This is a genomic window from Nannocystis pusilla (genome assembly GCF_020073745.1).
Classification (GTDB): Bacteria; Myxococcota_A; Polyangia; order Nannocystales; family Nannocystaceae; genus Nannocystis; species Nannocystis radixulma.
Genome location: NZ_JAIRAU010000028.1, coordinates 177059 through 199444 on the forward strand (window position 1 = coordinate 177059; position 22386 = coordinate 199444).

The 22386-nt window shown below is 72.2% G+C and carries 20 protein-coding genes; 11 read left to right on the forward strand and 9 right to left on the reverse strand.

All coding sequences use genetic code 11. The features are described 5' to 3' along the window. Positions 1-28: 28 nt before the first annotated feature. Complete coding sequence (locus tag K7C98_RS22275) at positions 29-580, reverse strand: hypothetical protein (protein ID WP_224193742.1); 552 nt, start codon at positions 578-580, stop codon at positions 29-31. A 127-nt stretch (positions 581-707) separates the two neighbouring features. On the opposite strand from K7C98_RS22275, the gene K7C98_RS22280 reads away from it, so the two are divergent. Further along, positions 708-2945, forward strand: coding sequence for a CapA family protein (locus tag K7C98_RS22280; protein ID WP_224193743.1), 2238 nt, complete (start codon positions 708-710; stop codon positions 2943-2945). A gap of 3 nt (positions 2946-2948) precedes the next feature. On the opposite strand, the gene K7C98_RS22285 is transcribed toward K7C98_RS22280, so the two are convergent. Both K7C98_RS22285 and rpmB read right to left on the reverse strand, forming a co-directional pair. Next, positions 2949-4163: a serine/threonine-protein kinase gene (locus tag K7C98_RS22285; RefSeq protein ID WP_224193744.1), complete on the reverse strand. Its 1215-nt coding sequence runs from the start codon at positions 4161-4163 to the stop codon at positions 2949-2951. Positions 4164-4253: 90 nt separating this feature from the next. After that, positions 4254-4490, reverse strand: a complete 237-nt coding sequence (gene rpmB / locus K7C98_RS22290; protein ID WP_224193745.1) for a 50S ribosomal protein L28 — start codon at positions 4488-4490, stop codon at positions 4254-4256. A 252-nt stretch (positions 4491-4742) separates the two neighbouring features. On the opposite strand from rpmB, the gene K7C98_RS22295 reads away from it, so the two are divergent. Further along, a complete protein-coding gene (locus K7C98_RS22295; RefSeq protein ID WP_224193746.1) occupies positions 4743-5351 on the forward strand; it encodes a superoxide dismutase in 609 nt (202 codons plus the stop codon). A gap of 96 nt (positions 5352-5447) precedes the next feature. On the opposite strand, the gene K7C98_RS22300 is transcribed toward K7C98_RS22295, so the two are convergent. Both K7C98_RS22300 and K7C98_RS22305 read right to left on the reverse strand, forming a co-directional pair. After that, complete coding sequence (locus K7C98_RS22300; protein ID WP_224193747.1) at positions 5448-6134, reverse strand: hypothetical protein; 687 nt, start codon at positions 6132-6134, stop codon at positions 5448-5450. Positions 6135-6279: 145 nt separating this feature from the next. Continuing rightward, positions 6280-6861: a hypothetical protein gene (locus tag K7C98_RS22305; RefSeq protein ID WP_224193748.1), complete on the reverse strand. Its 582-nt coding sequence runs from the start codon at positions 6859-6861 to the stop codon at positions 6280-6282. Positions 6862-7192: 331 nt separating this feature from the next. Here K7C98_RS22305 and K7C98_RS44955 point away from each other — a divergent pair, with 331 nt between their 5' ends. Then, positions 7193-8050, forward strand: coding sequence for a C13 family peptidase (locus K7C98_RS44955; RefSeq protein ID WP_224193749.1), 858 nt, complete (start codon positions 7193-7195; stop codon positions 8048-8050). Between the two features lie 88 nt (positions 8051-8138). Here K7C98_RS44955 and K7C98_RS22315 read toward each other — a convergent pair whose 3' ends face one another. Next, positions 8139-10880 (reverse strand): protein kinase domain-containing protein, encoded by a 2742-nt coding sequence (locus tag K7C98_RS22315; RefSeq protein WP_224193750.1) that lies wholly within the window; start codon positions 10878-10880, stop codon positions 8139-8141. A 64-nt stretch (positions 10881-10944) separates the two neighbouring features. Here K7C98_RS22315 and K7C98_RS22320 point away from each other — a divergent pair, with 64 nt between their 5' ends. Beyond that, positions 10945-11175, forward strand: coding sequence for a hypothetical protein (locus tag K7C98_RS22320; protein WP_224193751.1), 231 nt, complete (start codon positions 10945-10947; stop codon positions 11173-11175). Positions 11176-11187: 12 nt separating this feature from the next. After that, on the forward strand, positions 11188-11511 hold the full coding sequence (locus K7C98_RS22325) for a redoxin domain-containing protein (RefSeq protein WP_224193752.1): 324 nt from the start codon (positions 11188-11190) through the stop codon (positions 11509-11511). A gap of 392 nt (positions 11512-11903) precedes the next feature. Here K7C98_RS22325 and K7C98_RS22330 read toward each other — a convergent pair whose 3' ends face one another. Then, the gene (locus K7C98_RS22330) at positions 11904-13433 is read right to left on the reverse strand and encodes a PAS domain-containing sensor histidine kinase (RefSeq protein ID WP_224193753.1); all 1530 of its coding nucleotides are present in this window, start codon (positions 13431-13433) and stop codon (positions 11904-11906) included. Positions 13434-13653: 220 nt separating this feature from the next. Then, positions 13654-14607: an SMP-30/gluconolactonase/LRE family protein gene (locus K7C98_RS22335; RefSeq protein WP_224193754.1), complete on the reverse strand. Its 954-nt coding sequence runs from the start codon at positions 14605-14607 to the stop codon at positions 13654-13656. A 733-nt stretch (positions 14608-15340) separates the two neighbouring features. On the opposite strand from K7C98_RS22335, the gene K7C98_RS22340 reads away from it, so the two are divergent. The 6 genes from K7C98_RS22340 to K7C98_RS22365 all read left to right on the forward strand — a co-directional run bounded on the left by K7C98_RS22340 (position 15341) and on the right by K7C98_RS22365 (position 20934). Further along, the gene (locus K7C98_RS22340; RefSeq protein WP_224193755.1) at positions 15341-15901 is read left to right on the forward strand and encodes a hypothetical protein; all 561 of its coding nucleotides are present in this window, start codon (positions 15341-15343) and stop codon (positions 15899-15901) included. Between the two features lie 3 nt (positions 15902-15904). Beyond that, positions 15905-16165, forward strand: coding sequence for a MoaD/ThiS family protein (locus tag K7C98_RS22345; RefSeq protein ID WP_224193756.1), 261 nt, complete (start codon positions 15905-15907; stop codon positions 16163-16165). Between the two features lie 158 nt (positions 16166-16323). Beyond that, complete coding sequence (locus K7C98_RS22350; RefSeq protein ID WP_224193757.1) at positions 16324-18138, forward strand: aldehyde ferredoxin oxidoreductase C-terminal domain-containing protein; 1815 nt, start codon at positions 16324-16326, stop codon at positions 18136-18138. 11 nt (positions 18139-18149) lie between these two features. Further along, positions 18150-18533 carry a Co2+/Mg2+ efflux protein ApaG gene (apaG, locus tag K7C98_RS22355; protein ID WP_224193758.1) on the forward strand — a complete coding sequence of 128 codons (384 nt, stop codon included), beginning with the start codon at positions 18150-18152 and terminating at the stop codon, positions 18531-18533. A 419-nt stretch (positions 18534-18952) separates the two neighbouring features. Beyond that, a complete protein-coding gene (locus K7C98_RS22360; RefSeq protein ID WP_224193759.1) occupies positions 18953-19828 on the forward strand; it encodes a hypothetical protein in 876 nt (291 codons plus the stop codon). A 71-nt stretch (positions 19829-19899) separates the two neighbouring features. Further along, positions 19900-20934: a hypothetical protein gene (locus K7C98_RS22365; RefSeq protein ID WP_224193760.1), complete on the forward strand. Its 1035-nt coding sequence runs from the start codon at positions 19900-19902 to the stop codon at positions 20932-20934. Between the two features lie 623 nt (positions 20935-21557). On the opposite strand, the gene K7C98_RS22370 is transcribed toward K7C98_RS22365, so the two are convergent. Beyond that, positions 21558-22334 (reverse strand): alpha/beta fold hydrolase, encoded by a 777-nt coding sequence (locus K7C98_RS22370; protein ID WP_224193761.1) that lies wholly within the window; start codon positions 22332-22334, stop codon positions 21558-21560. Between the last annotated feature and the right edge of the window lie 52 nt (positions 22335-22386).

Consider the following 22386-nt stretch of genomic DNA (forward strand, 5'->3'; position numbering starts at 1 on the left):
TCACGGCGCGTCATGGGCTCGCGCCGGCTCAGTGGATCTCGTGCTTGTCGACCTTGACCTCGATCCGGCGGCCCTCGGCGCTGTCCTGGATCTTCACGTCGACGTTGCCGTCGACGCCCTCGGCCTGGAGTTGGTCGAGGATCTCCTGTTTGGCCTCCTCGGGCGACAGGTCCTTGCTGACCTCGATGATCGGCAGGTCGCCGGCCGCTCCGCCGATCGCGGGGGCGATCGAGATCGTCGCGCCCGCCAGCTCGGGGAAGGCGGATGTGAGGTCGGCGGTCAGCGCCTCGCCGCTCGGCAGCGAATTGGCGTACAGCTCGATCTCGAGCGACGACTCGCCCTCGCTGTCCTTCTTCATGCGCACCATCGCCGCGGTGGTCTCCCCGGCCTTGCCCTCGATGTGCTTGGAGATCGCCTGGGCCTTCGCGTGGTCGAGGTCGGCCCCGGCGATCGTGACGGTGATGCCCGGCATGTCGGCGAGCGCGGCCATGCGGGCCTGGACTTCGGGGTCGTTCTGGCAGCCGGCCGGTCCGAGCAGCGTGCCGAGGAGGATGGCGAGCGAGGCGATGGTGGTACGCATGTTGTCTCCGTTGCCTGGCTTTACGGGCGCGCCGGAGAAAGGTGACGGCCCCGAGCGCGGTCCCGCGGCGAACGACCGGCCGCTCGCTGGTCGCGCCTTCACCGCGATCCACAGTCGAGCGAGCACCATGTCTGCGCTCGATCACACGCGACCTGTCGTCCCGCTGCTCCTCGCATTCGCGACCGCGGTCGCGTCCCCGAGCGTGCGCGCCGGCCCGGAGTCGTGGCTCACGGGCGCGCCCGTCGACGCGCCGATCGATCTGCGCGGGCGGATCGTCGGGCGCGACGGTCGGCCGCTCGCCGGCGCCACCGTCGAACTCGTCGACTTCGCGGCCAAGGGCGCGCGGCCGCGGCTGATCACCGGCCGCGACGGCCGCTTCGCCGCCCGCGACCTGGCCCGCCGCTCGTTGCTGCTGCGGATCTCCCACCCCTCGCATTACACGGAGCTGGTGCCGGTCGACCTGCAACGGCCTCCGCGGGCCGCCTCGGTCGACGCCGGCGCGATCGAGATGACCGCGCGCCGGCCCGGGCGAACCCGCCTGATGTTCGTCGGCGACAGCATGCTCGGCCGGCGCTACGTCGACGCCGACGAGGACGGCGTCGAGGGCGAGCCGGGCGATCTGATCCGCCCGAAGTCGCGGGCCGCCGACGCCGCGAGGGTGCTGCGATTCGTCCGCGACGTGCTGGGGTCCGCCGATTACACCGTCGCCAACCTCGAATGCGTGGTCACCGACAGCCCCGACACGCCCCACCCCTACAAGCCGTACCTGCTGCATTCACACCCCGAGACGCTGCTCGGCCTGGTCGACGCCGGCGTCGACGCGGTCAGCTCGGGCAACAATCACGTGTTCGACTTCCTCGCGCCCGGCGTCGGCGACACGCTCGCGGCGATCGGCGCCGCCGGCCTCGACGGCACCGGCGCGGCGATGAACGAGAGCACGGCGCGGAGCAGCGTCATCGGCCGCGCGCTGAACGGCGTCGACGTCGCGCTCCTCGGCCTGTCGCAGATGCAGGTCGACGGCGCCGACCAGCCGTCTTACCGGCTCACCGCCCAGGACCCGGCCAAGGCCGGGGCGCTGCACGCGTCGACGCTGAACCTCGGCAGCTTCCTCGCCGACGCCGGCGAGGCGTTCGCGGTGCCGATGTTGCACGGCGGGGTCGAGTACACCCGCTACCCGACCCCGGGCATGCGCGCGCTGTTCGTCGACGCGATCGAAAGCGGCGCCGGCCTGGTCGTCGCCCACCACCCGCACGTGCTGCACGGGATCGGCGTGGTCGACGGGCCCGACGCGCGCCGCTTCGTGCTCATGTCGCTCGGCAACTTCCTGTTCGACCAGCACACCCACGAGACGCTCGAGTCGGTGATCGCGGTGGTCGACGTCGACGCGCGCCCGCTCGGCGGCGGCCACGACGTCGCGCGCGTCGTGCTGATCCCGCTGCGCCTCGACGGCTACGTGCCGCGCCTGCTCGCCGGCGCCGGCCTGGCCCGCGTCGGCCGCTGGCTCGCCCACCTGTCGACCCACCTGCCGACGCGTCCGCCCCGCGACGAGCAGGTCGACGGCCTGCGCGGCGCGGTCGTCTTCACCGCCGGCGCGCGCGTGCTGGCCTTCAACCACCCGAATCAGTACGCGTTCATCCACGCCCGCGAGCCGCTCCGGCTCGACCTCCTCGGGCGCGCCAGCGGGCCGGTGATGTTCGCCCCGCGCGGCCCGGCCGACAGCCTCGCGCGCGTCGACGCCGACGCCGACGCCGAGATCGATCTCGGCCGCGACGTGCTCGACCACGGCGACTTCGAGGACCACGACGTCGACGGCGAGGTCGGCGACGCGTTCGGCTGGGACACGAGCCCGTCCGCGTTCGTGCAGAGCCGGTCGGTGCGCCGCGGCTCGCGGGCGGCGGCGCTGCGGCGCGCGGCCGCCGACGCCGACACGATCTCGCTCACCACCCGCCGCCGCGTCCCCGTCGACGGCGACAGGCCGCTGACGATCCGCGGCCACCTGCGCGGCGAGTCGGCCGGGGCCGTGACGGTGCGGGTGCGCTTCTTCCACGAAGACGCTCTGCTCGCCGAGCAGGTCGTGCACACCCAGGCCGCCGGCAGCTACGGGTGGACGCGCTTCGCCGCGGCCGTCGACCCGCCCGCGGGCGCGAGCGGGATGCACCTGTCCTTTCGGCAAGGTCGACCGAGGCGCGGGACCGGCATCGCCTTCGTCGACGACGTCAGCGTGATCCAGTGGGAACACACGGTGACGCCCGGCGAGGCGATCGCGACCCCGAACGCGTGGGACTTCGTCCGCTTCCGCGACGTCGCGCCCGGCGTCACCCGCCTCGAGGCCAGCTTCCTGCACCGCCGCTACGCGGCGAAGTGAGGCTCACACGCGCACGGTCGGCGCCGGTCCGTGCCACGTCGGCGCCTCGGCGGCGCGGAACACCTCGCGCAGCTCGCTCGCGCTCTGGAACCGCCGCGCGGGGTCCTTCTCGAGCGCGCGCAGGATCAGCGCCTCCCACTCGACCGGGATGTCGGGCCGCAACAGCCGCGGCGCCGGCACCGGCTCCTGACAGTGCGCCAGGCCGAGCGCGATCGGCGACGGCGCGGCGAACGGCGGCCGGCCGGTCAGCGCGTGGTAGAGCATCGCGCCGAGCGCGTAGATGTCGGTGCGCGCGTCCATGACGCCGCCGCGGACCTGCTCGGGCGCCATGTACTCGGGTGTCCCGACGACCATGTTGGTCGCGGTCATGCCGGCCTCGGCCAGCGGACGCGCGATCCCGAAGTCGATGATCTTGACCGTGCGGTCGCCGGCGAGGAGCACGTTGGCCGGCTTGAGGTCGCGGTGGATCACTCCGGCCGCGTGCGCGGCGGCCAGGCCGTCGCACAGCTGCTCGGCGATCGGCCGCAGCTGCGCGGCGGGGATCGCCCCGATCCGCTTGAGCCGGGCCGCGAGGCTCTCGCCGGCCACGTACTCCATCGACAGGAACAGAAGGCCGCTCTCCTCGCCGATGTCGTGCAGGCGCACGACGTTGGGGTGGGAGATCCGCCGCGCCGTGCTGGCCTCGCGGCGCAGGCGATCGGCGGCGCTCGGGTCGAGCAGGCCGAGGCCCGCGATCACCTTGAGCGCGACCTCCTCGCCGAGCTGCTCGTCGCGCGCGAGGTAGACCGCGCCCATGCCCCCGGCGCCGAGCAGGCGGGCGACGACGAAGCGGTTGGCGACGCGCTGCCCGGGCCGGACCTGGCCGGCGACCAGGCCCTCGGCCTCGCTCGCGGCGGTCACGGCGGCGCGGGCGTTCGGCGCCGGGCCGAGCGCGGCGATGCTCTGCGTCGCCACCGCCAGCCGCTGCAGCTTGGCGTTGAGCTCGAAGTCGACGTTGCAGACGATGGTCTCGAGCGACTGCACGCGCTGCTCGAGCGCCTTGCGCTCCTCGAGCAACGCCTTGCGCTCGGCCATCAGGGCCTTGAGCTGGCCGGCCTCACCGGCGCCGGCCTCGAGCTCCTTCATCCGCTGCTCGTGCTTGAAGCGGAGGTACTTCGGCCCGAGCAGCGCCATGATGACGCTGAAGAAGAAGAAGAACGGGACGAGGATCTCGACCATGCGCTCTTCCGTCTTGTCGCTGCGACTGCGGTCGCCGACGGTCGGCTCGCCGGGATCTCGGCGAACCGCCCCGACAGCGGGCTCGTCGGCTCAGATCTTCTCGCCGCGGGCGCGGAGGTCCGCGAGCACGACCTCGATGCCGCGCTTGTCGATCACGCGCAGACCGTGGGTGCTGACCCGCAGGGTGACCCAGCGGTCCTCGCTCGGCACGAAGAAGCGCTTGCGGTGCAGGTTGGGGATGTTCCGCTTGTGCGTGCGGATGTGCGAATGCGACACGTTCATGCCGCCCTGAGGGCGCTTCCCGGTGACCTGACAGACTTGCGACATAGCGAGCGGCCTTATGCGAGGCGTTGGAGGGCCGGGAAAGTAGCCGCGCCTTCCCGGGGGTGTCAAGTCGATGCCGGCCGCCCGCGAGCGGGAAATTGGCCATGCGGCGCCTCCGCGTTCTCGCGCGCTCCCGCCCGGCGCGCGCTCCGACGCCCAGATCGCGGCCAGGACCCTTCGGGCGCCAGATGCGCCCCGTGTGGTAGCGCTCGCTTGCCGCGGCGCTACCTTCCCGGGCTCCGAGGAGAGCCAGTGATGACCAAATACACACCCATCGAATACAAGCCGAAGGATTACACGCACCTGAGGGGCCTGGTCGGGATCACCGACGAGCAGATCGAGGTCCACCTCAAGCTCTACAAGGGCTACGTGAGCCGCACCAACGCCCTGTTCACCAGGGTCGCCGACCTCAGCAACGACGGCAAGACCGGCGACTCCTCGTTCCAGGAGCTGAAGCGCCGCGCTGGCTGGGAGTGGGACGGCATGCGCCTGCACGAGTACTACTTCGACGGCCTCAAGGCGAACGCCGACGAGCTGCGCGACGACAACGCGTTCGCCAAGAAGGTGATCGCGCAGTTCGGCAGCATCGACGCCTGGAAGGCGGATCTCGTCGGCGTCGCCAAGATGCCGGGCGTCGGCTGGGCCCTCACCTACCTCGATCCGAGCAACGGCCAGATCTGGAACCACTGGGTCGAGCAGCACCAGAACGGTCACCCGGCCGGCGCCCGCCTGCTGCTCGCGCTCGACGTGTGGGAGCACGCCTTCGCCGTCTACCGCAAGCCGCTGCCGGCCGACCGCGCCGCCTACATCGACGACTTCTTCGCCAACGTCGACTGGAAGGTAGTCGCCGGCCGGCTCGCCTAGCGGCTGTCCTTCAGGACCGGTCCTGGGGGACATGCAGAAAGGGGCATGCCCGATCGGGCATGCCCCTTCGCGCGAGGGCGCCTCCGCGGCGCCGGCTCAGGGCGCGGCGCCCTCGGTGATCCACTGCTCGAGCAGGGCGATCGTGTCGGCCGACAGCGGCGGCCCGCCCTTCGGCATCTGCGACCCGTTGCTGCCGTTGAACGGCGCCTCGCCGGCGACGCCCTCGATCTTGGCCAGGAGGTACGAGGCGGCGGGGTCGCCGGGCTCGATGCGGTCGAAGCCGGCCGCCTGGGACGAGGCGACGCCGACGATGTTGGCGTACGAGTCCTGCGCGTTCGTCATCGTCAGGCCGCCGGAGCCCTGGGCGTGGCAGCCGCAGTTGCCCTCGATGACCTGCGGGAACACGTCGGTCTCCCAGCTGAGCCCTTGGCCGGTGGTGGTCGTCGTGGAGGTCTCGGGCTCGACGGTCGTCTCGGGCTCGGTGGCGGTGCTGGGCCCGGTCGTCGTCGTCGTCGTGCCGGGCTCGTCGGTGGTGGTGCCGGGCTCCTCGGTGGTGGGAGCGGTGGCGGTCGGCTCGGCGGTCGTCGTCGGCTCGGTCGCGGTCGTCTCGGTCGCGGTGCCCGTCGTCGTGGTCGCGTCGGTCTCGGTCGCCGACGTGGTGTTGTCGTCGGTGGAGCCCTGCGTGTTGGCGTTCGTCTCGGTGGCCCCGCCGTCATCGCCGCACGCGGCCAGCGGCAGCGCGAAGAGGGAGCAGGTGAAGATCAATCGAAGCGAGGTGTTCATCGGCGCGGCACACTATCACAACGATCGGCCTGCAGACACGCGCACCGCCGCTCGCTCGGGGCACTCCCGAGCGGAGCGGCGGCCACTTCATGTGCGAACCATGAGGTCGCACGCACCCACTTCACGCGCTCACGTCATCACGCGATCAAGGATTCGCGCCGGCGTCGATCCACGCGCCGATCTTGGCGAGCTCGTCCGACGACAGCCCCTCCGCGGGCGGCGGTGGCATCGGCGTGCCGCTGCCGCCCACGTCGATGTGCGTGTTGTTGATCTTGTGCCACAAGTAGCTCGCGTCGCGATCGCCGGGCGCGATGAGCTGCATCGTCTGCAGCTCGAGCGCGTTCTTGCCGACGAGCGCGCCGTGCGAGTCGCCGGGCGTGATGACGAACCACGACGCCGCGGTGCCGCCGGCCGTGTGACAGCCGGTCGTGCAGCTCGCGGTCCAGATCGGCTGGATGTCCGTCTCGTAGTCGACGTCGACCGGCCCGTCCGTCGTCGTCGGCGCGGTGTCGGTGTCGTCGGTGTCGCCGGTCGTGTCGGTGCCGTCGGTCGACGTCGGCGCGGTCATGGTGTTGTTGTTGGTGGTCGCGTCGGTGTTGGCGGCCGTGTCCGTGTCGGAACCCGTGCCGTCGTCCTTGTCACAACCAGCGACGACGGGGAGCAGCGCGACGAGGGCGAGCGACGCTTTGCGAGCGCTCGCAATCCAGGAGAGGGAAACACTGTTCATAGCGCAACAATCGATACCATTTCATCACTGTTGCGATCAAGCGTCCAATCGCGGATGGGGCGCGAAAGCCCCAGGGTTGCCCCCGAATCACCTTGCCTTCAAGACAGGCTCTTCGTGACAGGTGGATGCGGAGTGCCCGCTCGCCGCGCGTGCTACGGTACCTCCGGTCCTGGCGACGGCATTGAAAACCATTGTCAGAAAGCCACCGTCGACGCGCCCGGCTCGCGGCAGGATCGCGACGAGCCTGCTGCGCGCAGTCGCGACGATCGGGCTCGCGCTCGCGCTCGTCGGCTGCGGGGTGCCGCTCGCATACACGCGCTTCGGCGAGGCCGTGCCGTACAGCACAGCGCCGCTGCCCGAGCGGGCCCACGTGTTCCTCGTCGCCGGCGGCTCCGACGTCGCCAACTTCGCGCAGGAGATCGTCGCGCAGCGCGAGCTGCTGCGCGAGCGCGGCGTGCAGCCCGACGAGATCGCGTGCTACTGGGCGATGCCCACGCGCGAGGCGTTCCGCCGCGACCGCGCGCAGTACCGCCGCCTCGCCGCCGAGCTCGCCGGCTGCTATCCGGCCGCCACGGCGATCGTGCGCGAGCACCTGGCCCGCGCGGCCGCCCGCGAGCCGCCGTTCCTCTACCTGTACGTCACGACCCACGGGCTCGCCTCGCTGCTTCCGCCGGATGTCCCGAAGGACCTGCTCGAAGCGCCAGATGCGGAGATGCTCGACCAGTACGCGCTGCAGCTGGCGGCCGGGCCCGGCCGCGGGGCCCACCCGGCGTTCCTGATGGCGGCACGCCGCGCCGGCGCGGCCGTCGACGACCTGGTGTTCTCGCCGGCGATGCTGGCCCGCGCGCTGCTGGCGTTCCCGGCCGCGACGCCGAAGGTCGTGGTGCTGCAGGCCTGCCACGCCGGCGGCTTCGCCCCCGCCCTCGCCGGCGTGCCCGGCCTCGTCGGGCTGGCCGCGGCCCGTCACGACCGCACCAGCTTCGGCTGCGACCCCGGCCCCGACATGACGATCTTCGGCGCCATCTACACCCGCCTGCTCGCCGCCCGCCTGACCGCCGCCCTCGCCCTGCCCGCGCTCGACTGGCGCGCGCTCTACGACGCCCTGCAGGCCGAGATCGCCGCGGCCGAGGCCGGCCAGTCGGTCACCCCGTCGCTGCCGGTGCTCCTCGAGGGCCGCGCCGAGCCGTGACGCGACATGCTTCTTGGGGCATGTCCCTTGAAGCATGACTAATTGCACATGCTCGATCGAGCATGCCCTCGGAGACATGCGCGTCGGCTCAGCCCTGGCCGGCGATCCAGGCCGAGATCGCGGCGGCGAGGGCCGTCTCACCGCCGGCGGACGCCTCGCCCAGGGCCTGGCGGGCCAGCGCGACCGTCTGCGCCCGGCTCTCGGGGCCGGTCTCGCCGGCGGCCTGGGCCGCGGCGGCACGGGCCTTGGCGAGGGCGAAGCGGGCCAGCGCGACCTGGGCGGGCACGGCGGCGCGGCTCGCCAGCGCCAGCGCGCGGTTGCAGGCGGCCTGGGCGGCCGCGTGCTCGCCGAGGGCGGAGTCGACGGCGCACAGCCACGTCAGCGGCTCGATGAGGCGCGGGTGGTCGGGCCCGAGGACGTGCTCCCACGCCGCGAGCGCGCGCCGCAGGTCGCCGGCGGCGTCGGCCCACCGCTGGTCGGCCGCCGCCGCGAGCCCGCGCCCGACCAGCGCGAGGGACATGTCCGGATGGTCCTGTCCGTAGATCTTGGAATAAATGGCCAGGGCCGCGTCGTAGCGCTCGCGCGCCGCGGCCTCGTCGCTGCGAGCGCGTGCGAGGTCGCCGGCGACGACGTGGACGCGGGCCCGGTCGGGGTGCTCCGGCGGCAGCAGGGCGGCCGCCAGCTCGCCGGCGCGGGCGACGTGGCCCTGGGCCTCGCGGTCGCGACCGCCGCGCTGACACGCGGTCGCGAGGTCGAGCAAGATCGGCAGCAGACGCGCGTGCTCGACCCCGAGGGTCTCCTCGCCGCGGCGCAGGGCCGCCGTCAGCTCGACGCGCGCGGTCTCGACGTCGCCCTCCTGCAGCAGGGCCCGGCCGTAGCGGCCGCGCGCGCTGGCCTCGCGGCGGCCGTCGTCGCCGAGCCGCTGCAGCGCGGCCGACAGGCGCGGCCACAGCCGGCGGGCCTCGCCGCGGCGCCCGAGGTCCTCGCACTCGACCGCGAACTGCAGGGTCAGGGCGTCGGCCGCGACCTCGTCGTGGCGGCTCGCCTCGGCCGCCCACAGCGCGTCCGCCAGCCCGCGCGCGGCCGCCTCCGCGCGCCCGAGCGCCCGCTCGATCGCCGCCCGCCCGTACAGCGCCTCGGCCCGCGCCGGCAAGAACGCCTCGCTGTCGGCCGCCAGCGCCCGCGCGATGTCCCACGCCCGCGGCGCGTCGCCCAGCGCCAGCACGGCCCCCGCGTAGTCGAACTCGGCGCGCAGCCGCTGCACCGCCTGCCGCCGCTCCTCGTCCTCCGGCAAGGCCACGGCCGCGGACAGCCGCCGCGGGTCGTCGCAGTCGCGCGCCGCCGGCAGGGCGTCGAGCGCCGTGCCGGCCCGGTCGAGCGCCGGACCCGCGGCCTCGGCCAGCGCCCGCGCCAGCCCGGCGAACGCGCTGCGGCGCCGCTCGAGGCAGGCCCGCCGGCGCGCCGCGGCCTCGCCGGCCGGGCCGTCCTCGACCTGCGCGTTGCGACATGTCTCCTGGAACATGTCTCGAAGCTCTTGCGCGTGGGCGTCGAGCGCGGCCAGGGTCGGGCGGGCGAAGGCGTCGCCGCCGGGGCGCTCGGCCAGCGCGCGCGCGAGCGCCGACCTGCGGGCGTCGTCCCAGCCGAGGTCGGGCGCCTCGCACATGCCCGCGGGGACAGGCGCCTCGGGGCGGGCCTTGACGACGTCGTAGACGGCGAAGGCGGCCCCGGCGAAGGCGACCGCGAGCCCGCCGGCGAGCGCGACGCGGCGGCCGATCCGGCGCGGGCGCTGGCTCTCGGTCAGGTGGGCGAGCAGCTCGTCCATCGACTTGAAGCGATCGGCGGGGCGCACGCTGAGGCCGCGCAGGACGATCCGGTGCAGCCAGGCCGGGACGTCGGTGTCCTTCGGGACGTCCTGGATCCGGCCGGCGAGCACGGCCTCGCGGACCACGGGCACGCGGTCGCCGACGAACGGCCGCTGGCCGTAGAAGCCCTCGTACAGCGCGACGCAGAAGCTGAACTGATCGGTGCGCGCGTCGGTGGCCTGGCCGAGGTACTGCTCCGGGGCCATGTACGCCGGCGTGCCGGTCATGCCGCCCGTGCGGGTGATCCGCATGTCGAGCAGGCTCTTCTCGGCCATGGCCTTGATCGCCTCGGTGTACGTGTCGGGCCGCGCCAGCGGGCCGAGGCCGTGGCCGGCGCGCGCGAGCCCGAAGTCGCCGACGCGCACGCGGCCCTCGGCGTCGATGAGCACGTTGTCGGGCTTGAAGTCGCGGTGGATGATGCCGGCCTTGTGCGCCGCCGCCAGCCCGCGCCCGGCCTGCAGGAACACCAGCAGCACCTCCTGCCAGGTGCGCCGCCGCGGCCCGTCCGGGCCCTCCGCCGAGCGCAACCACTTGGTCAAGGTGAGGCCCTTGACGAACTCCATGGCGAAGAAGATCTGGTCGTCGACCGAGCCGACGTCGTAGATCGCGATCACGTTCGGGTGCGACAGCTGGGCCATCGCCTGCGCCTCGCGCATCAGGCGGTGACGCGCCTTGTCCCGCTTGGTCCGGCTGATCGCGGCCGTGCGCAGGACCTTGAGCGCGACCTTGCGGTCGAGGTCGCGGTCGTAGGCGACGTAGACCACGCCCATGCCGCCGGAGCCGACCCGCTTCAGCACGTTGAAGCGACCGATCTGGCTCGGCAGCGGCTCCATGTCGATCGCGCAGTCGTTGGCCGGTTCGCCGTCGACCGGCGGCGTGAGCGGCGTGCCGCCCTCGGGCGGCGGGCTCACTTGCGACAGCACCGGCGTCAGCGGTGTGTCCAGCGACAGATCGGCGGGAGAAGACACGAGTCTGGGGGCATCGTACCACGGCCCTTGCCGTGGCCTCATCGGTCCGGATAGCCTCGCCGTGATGCCCCGTCGCGCTCGCGTCTTCGCGCTCGCCGCTCACCTCGTCGCCGAGATCACGGCCTGCGCCGGCCGAGGCGACGGTCCGGTCCCGCCCAGCCGCGCGGAGGCCCCGCCGCCCTTCGCGGTGGCCCCCGAATTCGCGGTGCCGGACAGCCTCGGCAATACGCGAGGCCTGGCGGATCTCACCGGCCCGAACGGACTCATTCTGGTCACATATCGCGGCCACTGGTGACCCTTTTGCCGGGTGCAGCTCGGGAAGCTGCAGGAAGTACTGCCTGAACTGACGAAGCTCGGGGTCGGCGTGGCCGCGGTGTCGGCCGACGACCTCGAGGGCGCGAAGATCATGGTCGAGCGCCAACACCTCACGTTCCCGATCCTCAGCGACACCGAGGGCGTGATGCTGAAGGCGTGGTCGCGCTGGGACTTCGGCAACGGGGTCGGCCTGGCGGGCACGTTCATCATGGATGCACGGGGCAAGGTCGTGTTCTTCGAGGACGACGGCGAGCGCTTCTACAAGCGGCCGCGGGTCGACCGCGTGCTCGACGTGGCACGGTCGCTCGCGCGCTGAGCCGATGGGGCCGGTGCTCCGCGAATTGCCGACTGCGCCTCGCGGGGGGTCCGGGGAAGGGCCGGCTGCGAGTTCAGCGTGCCGATGACCCCTCCTGCGTCGGGGTCATCTTGCCCTCGTATTCGCAGCCGGCCCTTCCCCGGACCCCTGGCACGGCTGCAGCCGTGAGAGGCCGACACGCCGTCGTCGGCTTCGAAGTGAAATGTCCCCGGGGACAGGTCACGAGCGCCTGGTCGACGGCCAGGGCTGGCCGCCGACCAGGCGCCATCTCTCGTCATTCACGGCGTGTCTCTTGTCGGCGACGGGGCGGGGCGTTCGTCGCTCGCGGCGCGGGGCGATTCGGGGAATGTCGGGACCCGGGTGCTGACATTTCCCAGAATATACACAGTGAGTCACGCTGGGAGCAGCGGCAGGCGCACGGTGAACGTGGTGCCCTCGCCGATCTCGCTCATGACCTGGATCTCGCCGCCGAGCAGGTGGCACAGCTCGCGGCAGATCGCCAGCCCGAGGCCGGTGCCGCCGAACTTGCGGGCGATCGAGCCGTCGGCCTGCTGGAAGGCGCTGAACAGGCTGCCGATCTTGTGGGCGGGGATCCCGGGGCCGGTGTCGGACACGATCGCCACCAGGAATTCGACGTCGTCCTCGCGCTCGAACCCGACGCGCAGCTCGATCCACCCGCGCCGCGTGAACTTGACCGCGTTGCCGAGCAAGTTGAGCAGGATCTGCTTGAGCTTGGTGCGGTCGACGACGATCGTGCGCTGCGGGTCGGAGCAGAGCACCATGATGTGGTTGCCGTTCTTGACCGCGGCCGGCAGCAGCGTGCTCTGCAGGTCGTCGAGCAGGGGGCCGATCACGCAGCGCTCGCGCGTGATCTCCATCTTGGCCGCCTCGATCTTCGACAGGTCGAGGATGTTGTTGATGAGCTCGAGCAGGTGCGTGGCGGCGCCGTGGATCCGCCCGAGGTCGCGGTGCAGCTCGTCCTCGACCTCGCGCTCCTCGGCCAGCAGCTCGGTGTAGCCGATGATCGCGTTGAGCGGGGTGCGCAGCTCGTGGCTCATGTTGGCGAGGAAGACGCTCTTGGTGCGGCTCGCCTCGAGCGCGAGCGTCTCGGCCCGGCGCCGCTCCTGCACCTCGAGCGTCAGCTGCTCGGTGCGCTCGGCGACGCGCGCCTCGAGCTCGTCGCGGGCGCGCCGCAGGTCCGCCTCGACGCGGCGGCGCGCGGTGATGTCGGTGATCGCCACGAGCGAGCCGCGGTGCTCGCCGCGCGGACCGAATAGCGGCTTGGCCGAGACGATGGCCCAGAAGTCGGCGCCGTCCTCGCGGCGGAAGCGGAAGTCGAACTGGTCCTCGGAGCCCTCGCGCCGGCGCCTCAAGTTGGCGCGCGCGGCCGCGGCGCTGTCGTCGTCCATGTAGTCGAAGATCCGGCGCCCGATCATCGCCTCGGGCGAGGTCGCCAGCATGGCCGCGAGCCGGGTGTTGACGAACTCGATCGCGCCGTCGGGGTCGTTGACGAGGATGCCGTCGTTGATGGTCTGCAGCAGCGTCTGGAAGTAGGACTCGTCGCGCTTGATCTCCGACGCCGGCGCGCCGCGCAGGGCCCGGACCAGGCACAGGAACCCGACCCTGCGCGCGTGCTCGTCGAGCCACGGCACGATGGTCTGCTCGACCCACCGGACCGGCGCCTGCTGCGGCCGCCAGCGGAATATCTCGGTGCTCGGCTCGACGCCGGCGACGGCGTCGTCGTAGCGCTCGAGGTCGTCGGCGTGCACGAGCCCGCGCAGACCCTCGGGGTCGGCGAACAGCTCGGACGGCTCGCGCCCCGACAGCTCGCGCACGGCGCCGGCCAACTCCTCGATCTGCAGCCGCGGCGCCAGCCGCACGCGCGCCATCAGCAGCTCGGCGGCGTCGAACAGCGCCGTCATGTCCGGGGTCCCGCACACGACGCGCGCGCTGCTGGACTCCCCCGGTGCTCCCGACCTCGCGGCCATCTCTTGTGATGATAACACCCGGAACGGCGGTCGGGACGCGCGCCTCGCCCTTCGCGCGCCTCCCGCCGCGCGCCGCATTGCCGCCACGCATACACGGCGCCGCGCGTCGCCCCGGCGACGCGGCGCTCCGCGCAGCGAGGTGCACGCCCGACGCTCAGGGCAAGGCGAGGCCCCAGTCGGGCACCGTCAACGACAACAGCGACGGCTTCGGCGTGCCCGGCACGGCGCCGAGGTATCGGTTGATCGCGAAGCTCGTGATGTACAGCTTATTCCAGGTCAGCAGCGCCTGACCGAACACCACGCTCGAGGGCGCGTCGAGCAGACCGCCCTGGGCCAGCACGTGCACGTCGCCGTCGTGGTCGACGCGCACCAGGCTGTCCCGGCCGTTGACGGCGACGTAGAGATCGCCGTCGGCGGCGAAGGCGATGCCGTCGGCGCCGGCGAGCTTGTCGTAGTCGTCGACCCAGACCTCCGGCTCGCCGGGCTCGCCGTGGCACTCGATCGGGATGCGCACGATCGTCCCGTAGTCGAGGTTGCCGACGTAGAGGTTGCGCTTCCACCGGTCGAAGGCGATGCCGTCGACGCCGAAGCTGTGGAACGGCAGGAACGGGGTCACCGGGTCGCCCTCGAGCGAAGGATCGGCGAGCCACACGTCGGCCTCGCCGTCGTCGTCGATCTTCCAGATCAGGCCGAGGAACGGGTCGGTGACGTAGAGGTTGCCGCGGTCGTCGAACGCGAGGTCGTTGGGGAAGCCCATCGGGTCGAGCGCGGCGTACTCGTAGGTCGCGCCGGTGATCGGGTGGATCCGCCACACGAACGCCGCCGAGGGCTCGGGCGCGAACGCCCCGCTGCCGGCGTAGAGCCAGCCGTCGATGCCGAACTTGAGGCCGAGCATGAAGGTCCCCTCCGGGACCGGCGGCGTCGCCAGCGTCGTGAACTGACCGTTCGGCCGCAGCTTCTTCACCACCGGGCCCATGGACATGTAGAGGTTGCCGGCCCAGTCGGTGGTGATCGACTCGGGGAGCTCGCCCTGCACCGGGTCGAAGGCCCGCACCAGCGCAGGTCCGGCGACCGCATCGCCCGCGCCGAGCAGCATCACCGCACTCATCACGACCGCACGTATCTTTGTCATCTGCACATCCCCCCCGAGCGCCACGGTACGGCCCGCGCCGCCGCGCCGTCAAATATTGATAAGTGGACGTGCAGTCATTCTGCAGACCCTCCATGCAATGCCGTGTAGGCGGCGCTGTCATATCAACACATCAGCCAGGGCACGATGTGTGGATAGGACAAAGCGACCCGTGGGCGCCGTCGCAGCGATTGTCCCGCGGTTGCGGGCGGACAATTACGCGCCGACGACCGCGCCCCGGCTCGCGGCCGCCGACGTCCGCGCATGCGCGCGGCGATCTCTCCATTGACGCCGGCGACGCTGACGTGGAACGGGAAGCCGGGCAACGCTACCGACTCACCGGCGAACTCGTGGTCGCCCATGCCCCCCCGCGCCGGTATCGTCGGTGTCGCCGGTCGCGGAGGGCACGTACGCGATTTCTTCGGGCATACGTCGCGGACGCCTCGTTAGCAACATGCCCTTTCAGACATGTATCGACAATCCCCTCGGGCGCCGTCCTCGATTTTTCAATGTCCCTCCGGACATGTCCTCTCGCACACCTGCGGCCCGCCGCCCGCGCGTCCGCCCGGTCGGCGCCCCGCGAGGTCGGGCCGGGCCCGGTGCGAACCCGAACGCCGGCCTGCCCGTCCGGCGCGGCGGGCCGGCGAAATCGGCGGCGAGCGGCTGCAGCCCCGTGGACGCGGGCGGCGACGCGCTCTAGACTGCCGCGGCTATGGCACGAAGCAAGACCAGCAAGTGGGTGGGCCTCGGGCTCGCGGCGACTCTCGGGATCGGCGCGTACGAGTTCGGGCTGTTCGACTGCGCGAGCACCAGCGGGGTCGAGCACCTCGCCAATCAGGTGTGGATCGAGCGCCTCCCGCAGAACGACCGCGACCAGATCCATCACCTCGTCCTGCTCGAGCAGGGCCGCGACCGCTTCGGCGCGTTCGGCAAGAGCTCGCAGTGGCGCCACTTCCTCGAGATCTTCGCGTGGCACCGCGAGCAGAACCGCGTGACCCTGAACCTCCCGCAGGACCGCGTCCGCGTCGACGTCGAGGCGCGCGTGTGGGAGTGCGAGGACGAGGCGCCGGCGCCGTTCGAGCTGTGCCTCGAGCTCAAGGGCCAGCGCGGCCACACGGCCCGCTACTACAGCCGCCACGAGTGGGTCATCGAGGGCGACGCCGCCCCGCACATCGAGGGCCTGCCGAACCTGGTCCCGAGCGCGGCGCCGACCCTCCCCGAAGGCCTCGAGTTCGCGCCCGACGCCGAGGCCGCGGCGCTGCTGGCCCGCTGAGGCGTGGTCACCGTCGAACTCTACGGCGTGCCGCGCCTGCGCGCGGGCGCCTCGAGCGTGGAGGTCCCCGCGGGCAAGCTCGCGTCGATCCTCCACGCGCTCGCCTCCGCCCTGCCGGGCCTCAGCCCCGACATCATCCGCGACGGCCGCCTCAGCGAACACGCGCTCGTCGCCATCGACGGCCGCGAAGTCGTCGCCGACCCGGAGCGCGTGATCGCCGACGGCGCCACCCTGGTGCTGATCTCCGCCGCCGCTGGCGGCTGACTCACGCCGTCCTGCGCGCCCTCGGTCCGCGCCGGCGACGCCGCTCGCGCCTCCGGTGCAGCAGCGCGTCACCGTGCTCGCGGCGGCCTCGCCGCCGTGATCGAGCCCCCGGGCGCTTCCGCGTTCGCGCGGGCAGGCGGGCGCGCTACAACCTGCGGATGCGCGGCAACTTCGGCCGGATCTTGCTCGTCGAGCTGCGGGGCGACCGCGTGGCCGTCGAGCACGTGCCGCTGGCGCCGCAGGTCTACCGCGCGTTCGTCGGCGGCGTCGGGCTCGGCGCTTACCTCCTGTGGCGATTCGCCCCGCCCGGCGTCGACCCGCTGGCGCCCGCGGCGCCGCTCGTCTACGCGTTCAGCCCCCTGCTCGGCACGCCGCTGACGACCACCGCCAAGTTCGCAGTGCTGTGCAAGAGCCCCCTGACCGGGCGGATCAGCGACGGCCTCAGCAGCTCGCGCTTCGCCATCGCCGCCAAGCGCCTCGGCGTCGACGCGATCGTCGTCCGCGGCGCCCTCGACCGCCTCAGCTGGCTGCACCTCGACGAGGACCCGGCGGCCTGCCGCGCCGTCCCGTGCCCGGCGTGGGCCGGTCTCTCGGCGCATGAACTTTCGGACATGGCCTCGAAGCAAGGTCTTTTCCGACATGTCTCTGCGGTCGGGCCGGCCGGCGAGCGGCAGGTCCGCTACGCCACGATCTCCAACGACGGGCGGCACGCCGGCCGCGGCGGCGCGGGGGCGGTGCTCGGGGCCAAGCGGGTCAAGGCGATCAGCGTGCGCGGGGCGGCGGTCGCCGGGGTGGCCGACGCGGCCGGGGTGCAGGCGCGGGCGCGAGATCTGGCGGCGCGCAGCGCGGGCGCGGCGACGGAGAAGTACCGCGCGCTCGGGACCGCGGCGAACCTCGAGACCTTCGACCGCCTGCGGATCTTGCCGCGCCGTAACTTTCAGACAGTCTCGATCGGCCAGGCGGCCGCGCGTCGGCTCGCGCCCGAGGGTCTGGCCCGCGCGGCCGAGCACGTGCGCGAGAGCTGCGCCGGCTGCACGATCGGCTGCGACCACCGCTACGGCGGCACGCGGGTCGAGTACGAAACTCAGTTCGCGCTGGGGCCTCTGGTCGACGTCGACGATCCGTCGCGCCTGCTCGCGGCCGCCGGCGCCTGCGACGCGCTCGGGCTCGACACGATCTCGGTCGGGGGCACGCTGGCCTTCGCGATGGAGTGCGCCGAGCGCGGCCTCGTCGACTGGCCGCTGCGCTTCGGCGACGACATCGTGCCGTGGCTCGGCGCCATCGCCCGCCGCGAGGGGCTCGGTGACCTGCTGGCGGAAGGGACACGTCGCGTCGCGGCCGCGGTCGGGCACGGCAGCGAGCGGTTCGCCTGTCACGTGAAGGGCCTGGAGCTGCCGGGCTACGAGCCGCGGGCGATGCAGACGTTCGCGCTCGGGCTGTGCGTGGCCAGCAGGGGCGCCGACCACAACCGCAGCGGCGCCTACCAGGCCGACCTCCAGCCCGGCGTCGACCGCTACCGCGCCGACGTGGCGCGCGCGCCCGCGCGAGTGATCGAGGCCGAGGACCACGCCGCCCTGCTCGACTCACTGATCCTCTGCAAGTTCCTGCGCGGGGCGATCCGCGAGCCGTGGCGCGAGGGCGCCGAGTTGCTGACGATGGTGACAGGCCTGTCTCAGGGCGAAGGCGATCTGCGGCGGGTCGCACGCAGGATCGCCGCCGTGCGCCACGCCTTCAACGTGCGCGAGGGCTGGACGCTCGCCGAGGACCGCCTGCCCGACCGCTTCTTCGACGAGGCGCTCGAGGACGGCGCGTCGCTGCGCCGGGCCGACGTCGCGGCGATGGTCGACGCATACCACGCCGCCCGCGGGCACGTCCCGCACGGCGGACCCGACGAGCGCCTCCGCCGCGAGCTCGAGCTCGATGCCTGGCTCACGGACACCCCCCCCTTGCAAGCCCCCGCGTCGCTCGGCTAATGGGACCCCAGGTGACCAGGAGCGAGACGGAGGGGATCTGCGTCGAGGTGAAGACGCGCTACGTCGGCGGGCGTGCCCTGCCCGAGGGCGCGCGCTTCGTCTTCGCCTACACGATCCGGATCTCCAACACCGGCGACGCGCCCGCCCAGCTGTGCCGCCGCCACTGGTTCATCACCGACGCCCACGGCGGCGTGCGCGAGGTCGAGGGCGAGGGCGTGGTCGGCTCGCAGCCGCTGCTCCACCCCGGCGAGTCGTTCGAGTACACCAGCGGCTGCGTGCTCGAGACGCCGCACGGGGCCATGCACGGCAGCTACACGATGTTCCGGCCCAACGGCGCCTGCTTCGAGGCGCTCGTCGACGCGTTCGTGCTGGCTGACCCTCAGGCCATTGTCTGAGGGGCATGTCCTACGGGACATGGCCTGGAGGACCTGTCCTTGGTTGCGGCAGGTGCACTCGGAGGCTGAACGTCTCGCGCTCGAAGGCGGCGGGCGTCCGGTGGATGTCTGAACGTCCCGCGGTCGGAGGCGCGGGGCCCGTGGAGAGCGTCGTGACGCGGGCCCCGCTCGTCGCCGGACGGTGAGACTGGCTCGAGCGCTTCGGGACGTTCTTCAAGCCATGTCCTGTGCGACAGCATTGCTCACCCCGAGCGCGCGCTCGGAGCGGAGCAGGTCGGCCGGACATGTCTTTTAGACCATCTCATCGCGCACCGCCGCGCCTGGGCTTTGGTGCGGGGTTCACGCTTGTCGGCAAGCGACGTTCCACGGCGAGATGCGGGTCTTGTGGGCGTGTTCGCGCGCTGGTACGGTGGCTCGTGATGCGGTCCGTCGCGCGCGTCCTCGCCTCGCTGCTCCTGTCCGCCTGCACGGCGCCGGGGCTCAAGTCGATCGACTGGGACGGCGGGAGCACGACGAGCTCGAGCTCGAGCTCGAGCTCCGGCGGCTCGAGCTCGGGGGTGATGAGCACGACGGGTGACGTCGACGCGGGTTCGGGCTCGGGGTCAGGCGAGGCGTCGTCGACGGGCGAGGGCACGAGCAGCGAGAGCACCTCGTCCGCGGCGAGCAGCACGGACACGACGGGCTCGAGCAGCGACGGCGAGGGCTTCTGCGGCGACGGAAAATTCGACAAGGGCGAGGAGTGCGACGACGGCAACGCGGACGACCACGACGCCTGCAACTCGAGCTGCAAGCGCGAGCGGATGGTCTTCGTGACCGGCGAGAAGTTCCAGCCCGACAACATCGGCGGGCTGATGCACGCCGACGGCATCTGTCGCCAGCTGGCCGAGAAAGGCGGACTGGTAGGGTTCGCCACTTACAAGGCGTGGCTCAGCGACACGAAGGAGGCCGCGCGTGACCGGGTGTGGAACGGCGAGGGACGCTACGTGCGACCCGACGGCGTGGAGGTGGCGGAGAGCTTCGCCGCGCTGCTCGCAGGGCCGCTGCTGGCCCCGATCAACATCGCCGAGGACAAGACCATGGTCTCCGGATCCGGAGCGTGGACGGGGACGATGCCCGACGGCAGCGCGGCGCCCGGGTCCACGCACTGCGAGGACTGGACGTCGTCGACGGTCGCCGACATGTCGGGCTACTACGGCGACCCGAGCCTGACCAGTTCGCGCTGGACCTTCAACACCATCGGCAACCCCACGTCCTGTGTGGCTGCGTTTCACTTGTACTGCTTCGAGGGAAAATGAAGCTCTCGCACTTCTCCGAGTGGCTCCTCCTGTATGTCTCGGCAAACATGCTCGTCGGGACAGGCGGTTGTATGAACGAAGCTCCGGCAGCTCCGAGCACGACGACAGCCGAGTCGGGCACGAGCGAGGCGACGGCGGAGCCGACCTCGGTCACCGACGGCACGACCGGGACGCCGACCTCCACCGGCGGCACCGGCGACGTACCGACCACCAGCGGGACCTCGGGCACCACCGACCTCGGTCCTTATTGCGGCGACGGGATGATCGATCCGGGCGAGGGGTGCGACGAGGGCGCTGCCAACGCGGACGACAGCTCGTGCACACACCAGTGCACGCTCGCGGTGTGCGGCGACGGGCTGGTGCGGCACAGCGTCGAGGAGTGCGACCTCGGTGACGGCAACTCGAGCGGGTACGGCGGCTGCAACGAGTGCCAGTGGGGGCCGCGCTGCGGCGACGGCCTCCTCGACGAGGGGCACGAGGTGTGCGACCTCGGCGATCTCAACGGGACCGGCGTCGGCGAGGGCGAGCAAGCGCCATGCCGCTCGACATGCACGTGGCAGGGAAGATTGGTCTTCGTGACCAGCCAGGCATACTCGGGCGCGCTCGGCGGGCTCGACGGCGCCGATATCCGCTGCCGCGAGCGCGCCAAGGCGGTCGGCCTCGCCAACGCCAACACGTTCCGCGCCTGGCTGTCCGACGCGTTGCACTCGCCGAACACACGCTTTCAGCAGATCGAGCTGCAGGACGCGCCCTACATCCTCGGCAACGGGCGGGTCGTCGCCGCCGACTTCTCCGAGCTCGTCGACGACGGGCCACGGACCGGGATCGCCATCGACGAAACCGGCACGATGGTCACCGACGCGTTCGTCTGGACCAACACCTCCGGGCTAGGCAACGTGCTCCACCCGGTCGACCACTGCGACGCCTGGACGTCGAGTAGCGAACAATTCGGCGCGATGGCCGGCGTCAACGCTCTGGCGACGGAAGAAGGTCCGGCATGGGAGGCCTGGCGGGCCGATCGCCAGTGGACCGTGTTGCTGACTCTGGCATGCAACTTCGAATCGCGCCTGTACTGCTTCGAGGACGGCTACGTGCTCGAGGATTGAACCACCGCGGCGACAACACTCCTTGGCCCAAAGATTGAGCGCGGCACCGGTGACGCCTCCGACATCATCTCGTCCAGCACACCGAGGTCGAGCCTGCTGCAGGTCATGTTCCCGGAACACGAACACGCCGGCCGCCCCCGTCTCCCTCGCCGTCCTCTCCGGGTGGCAGGGCTGACCGTCCCCGCCCTTCGACGAGCGGGGCCCGCGACGCTCCTCGCAGGCGGGCACGACGCGGCGGATCGGGAAGCAGGTGGGACGGAGCCCACTTTACCGCGCGCAGGCGCCCGGTCCGTTGCACGCGCGATCCTCTCCGTCCTCGGTCGGTCGTCATCGCAGCCACGGCGCCGAGCACGTAAAGTGGGAGGGAGCCCGCCGTCAGCAGGGACCCGATCCGCCGCGTCGTGCCCGCCGTCACCCAGGTCTTCCTGGCCCCGCGCTGCCGCACACGCCACGTTCTCCGCACCACCATCCCGCACACGCCACCCTCTCCGTCCTCGGTCGGTCGTCATCGCACCGACGGCGCCGATCCAGGTGCGTACATGCTCGTTCGAACATGTATTGAAGAGCATGTTCACAAGAGCATGCCCTTCAGAGCATGCCCTCGAGGACATGCCCCTCGAGATCTATCCGAGCCCGGCGAGGAACCCCGACACGACGGCCACGGTCTCGTCGGGCCGCTCGACCTGCACGTAGTGCCCTGCCCCGCGGATCACCGCCAGGCGGGCCCCCGCGATCGGGTCGACCACCGTCTGGCGGAGGAACGCCGGCGGCATGAACGGGTCGTCGGTGGCGACCACCAGCGTGCGGGCCGTGACCGCCTTCAGGCGCTCGGTGAAGCTCAGGCTCGACCACGACTCGAACGCCTCGGCGATGCACTTCGACGGGATCGACGCGCCGGCGCCGAGGATGCGCTCGCGGGCCGCCTCGGACAGGTTCGTGCAGGCCATCCCGAGGATCGTCGCCTTCGACTCGCGGTTGTCGGCGCCGCGGAACAGCGCCGCCGCGTCGGGCGGGAACGGGATGCCCGAGGCCGGCACCGGGCACAGCAGCACCTGGCCGGCGACCCGCTCGGGCGTCGCCGCGGCGATCCACTGCGCGATCGCCCCGCCCATGCTGTGGCCGATCAGCACGAACGACCTGTCCCCGAGGACATCCATCAGCTCCGCGACGTCGGCGGCGTAGCGCTCGACCGTGTAGCCCGACTCGGGCCGGTCGGACTCGCCGGAGCCGCGCAGGTCGGGGATCACGAGGCGGTAGCCTCCGAGGTCGAGCCGCTCGGCCAGCTCGTCGTAGACGGTGCTGGACACCATCCAGCCGTGGATCGCCAGGATCGTCCGCGGGCCCTCGCCGAGCACGCGGTAGGCGATCTGGGTTCTGTCGCTCGTCGTCATCGTCGGCATAGGCGACGACTATAAGCCGAACGCGCCCGCGCCCACCATCGCGCCCACAAAC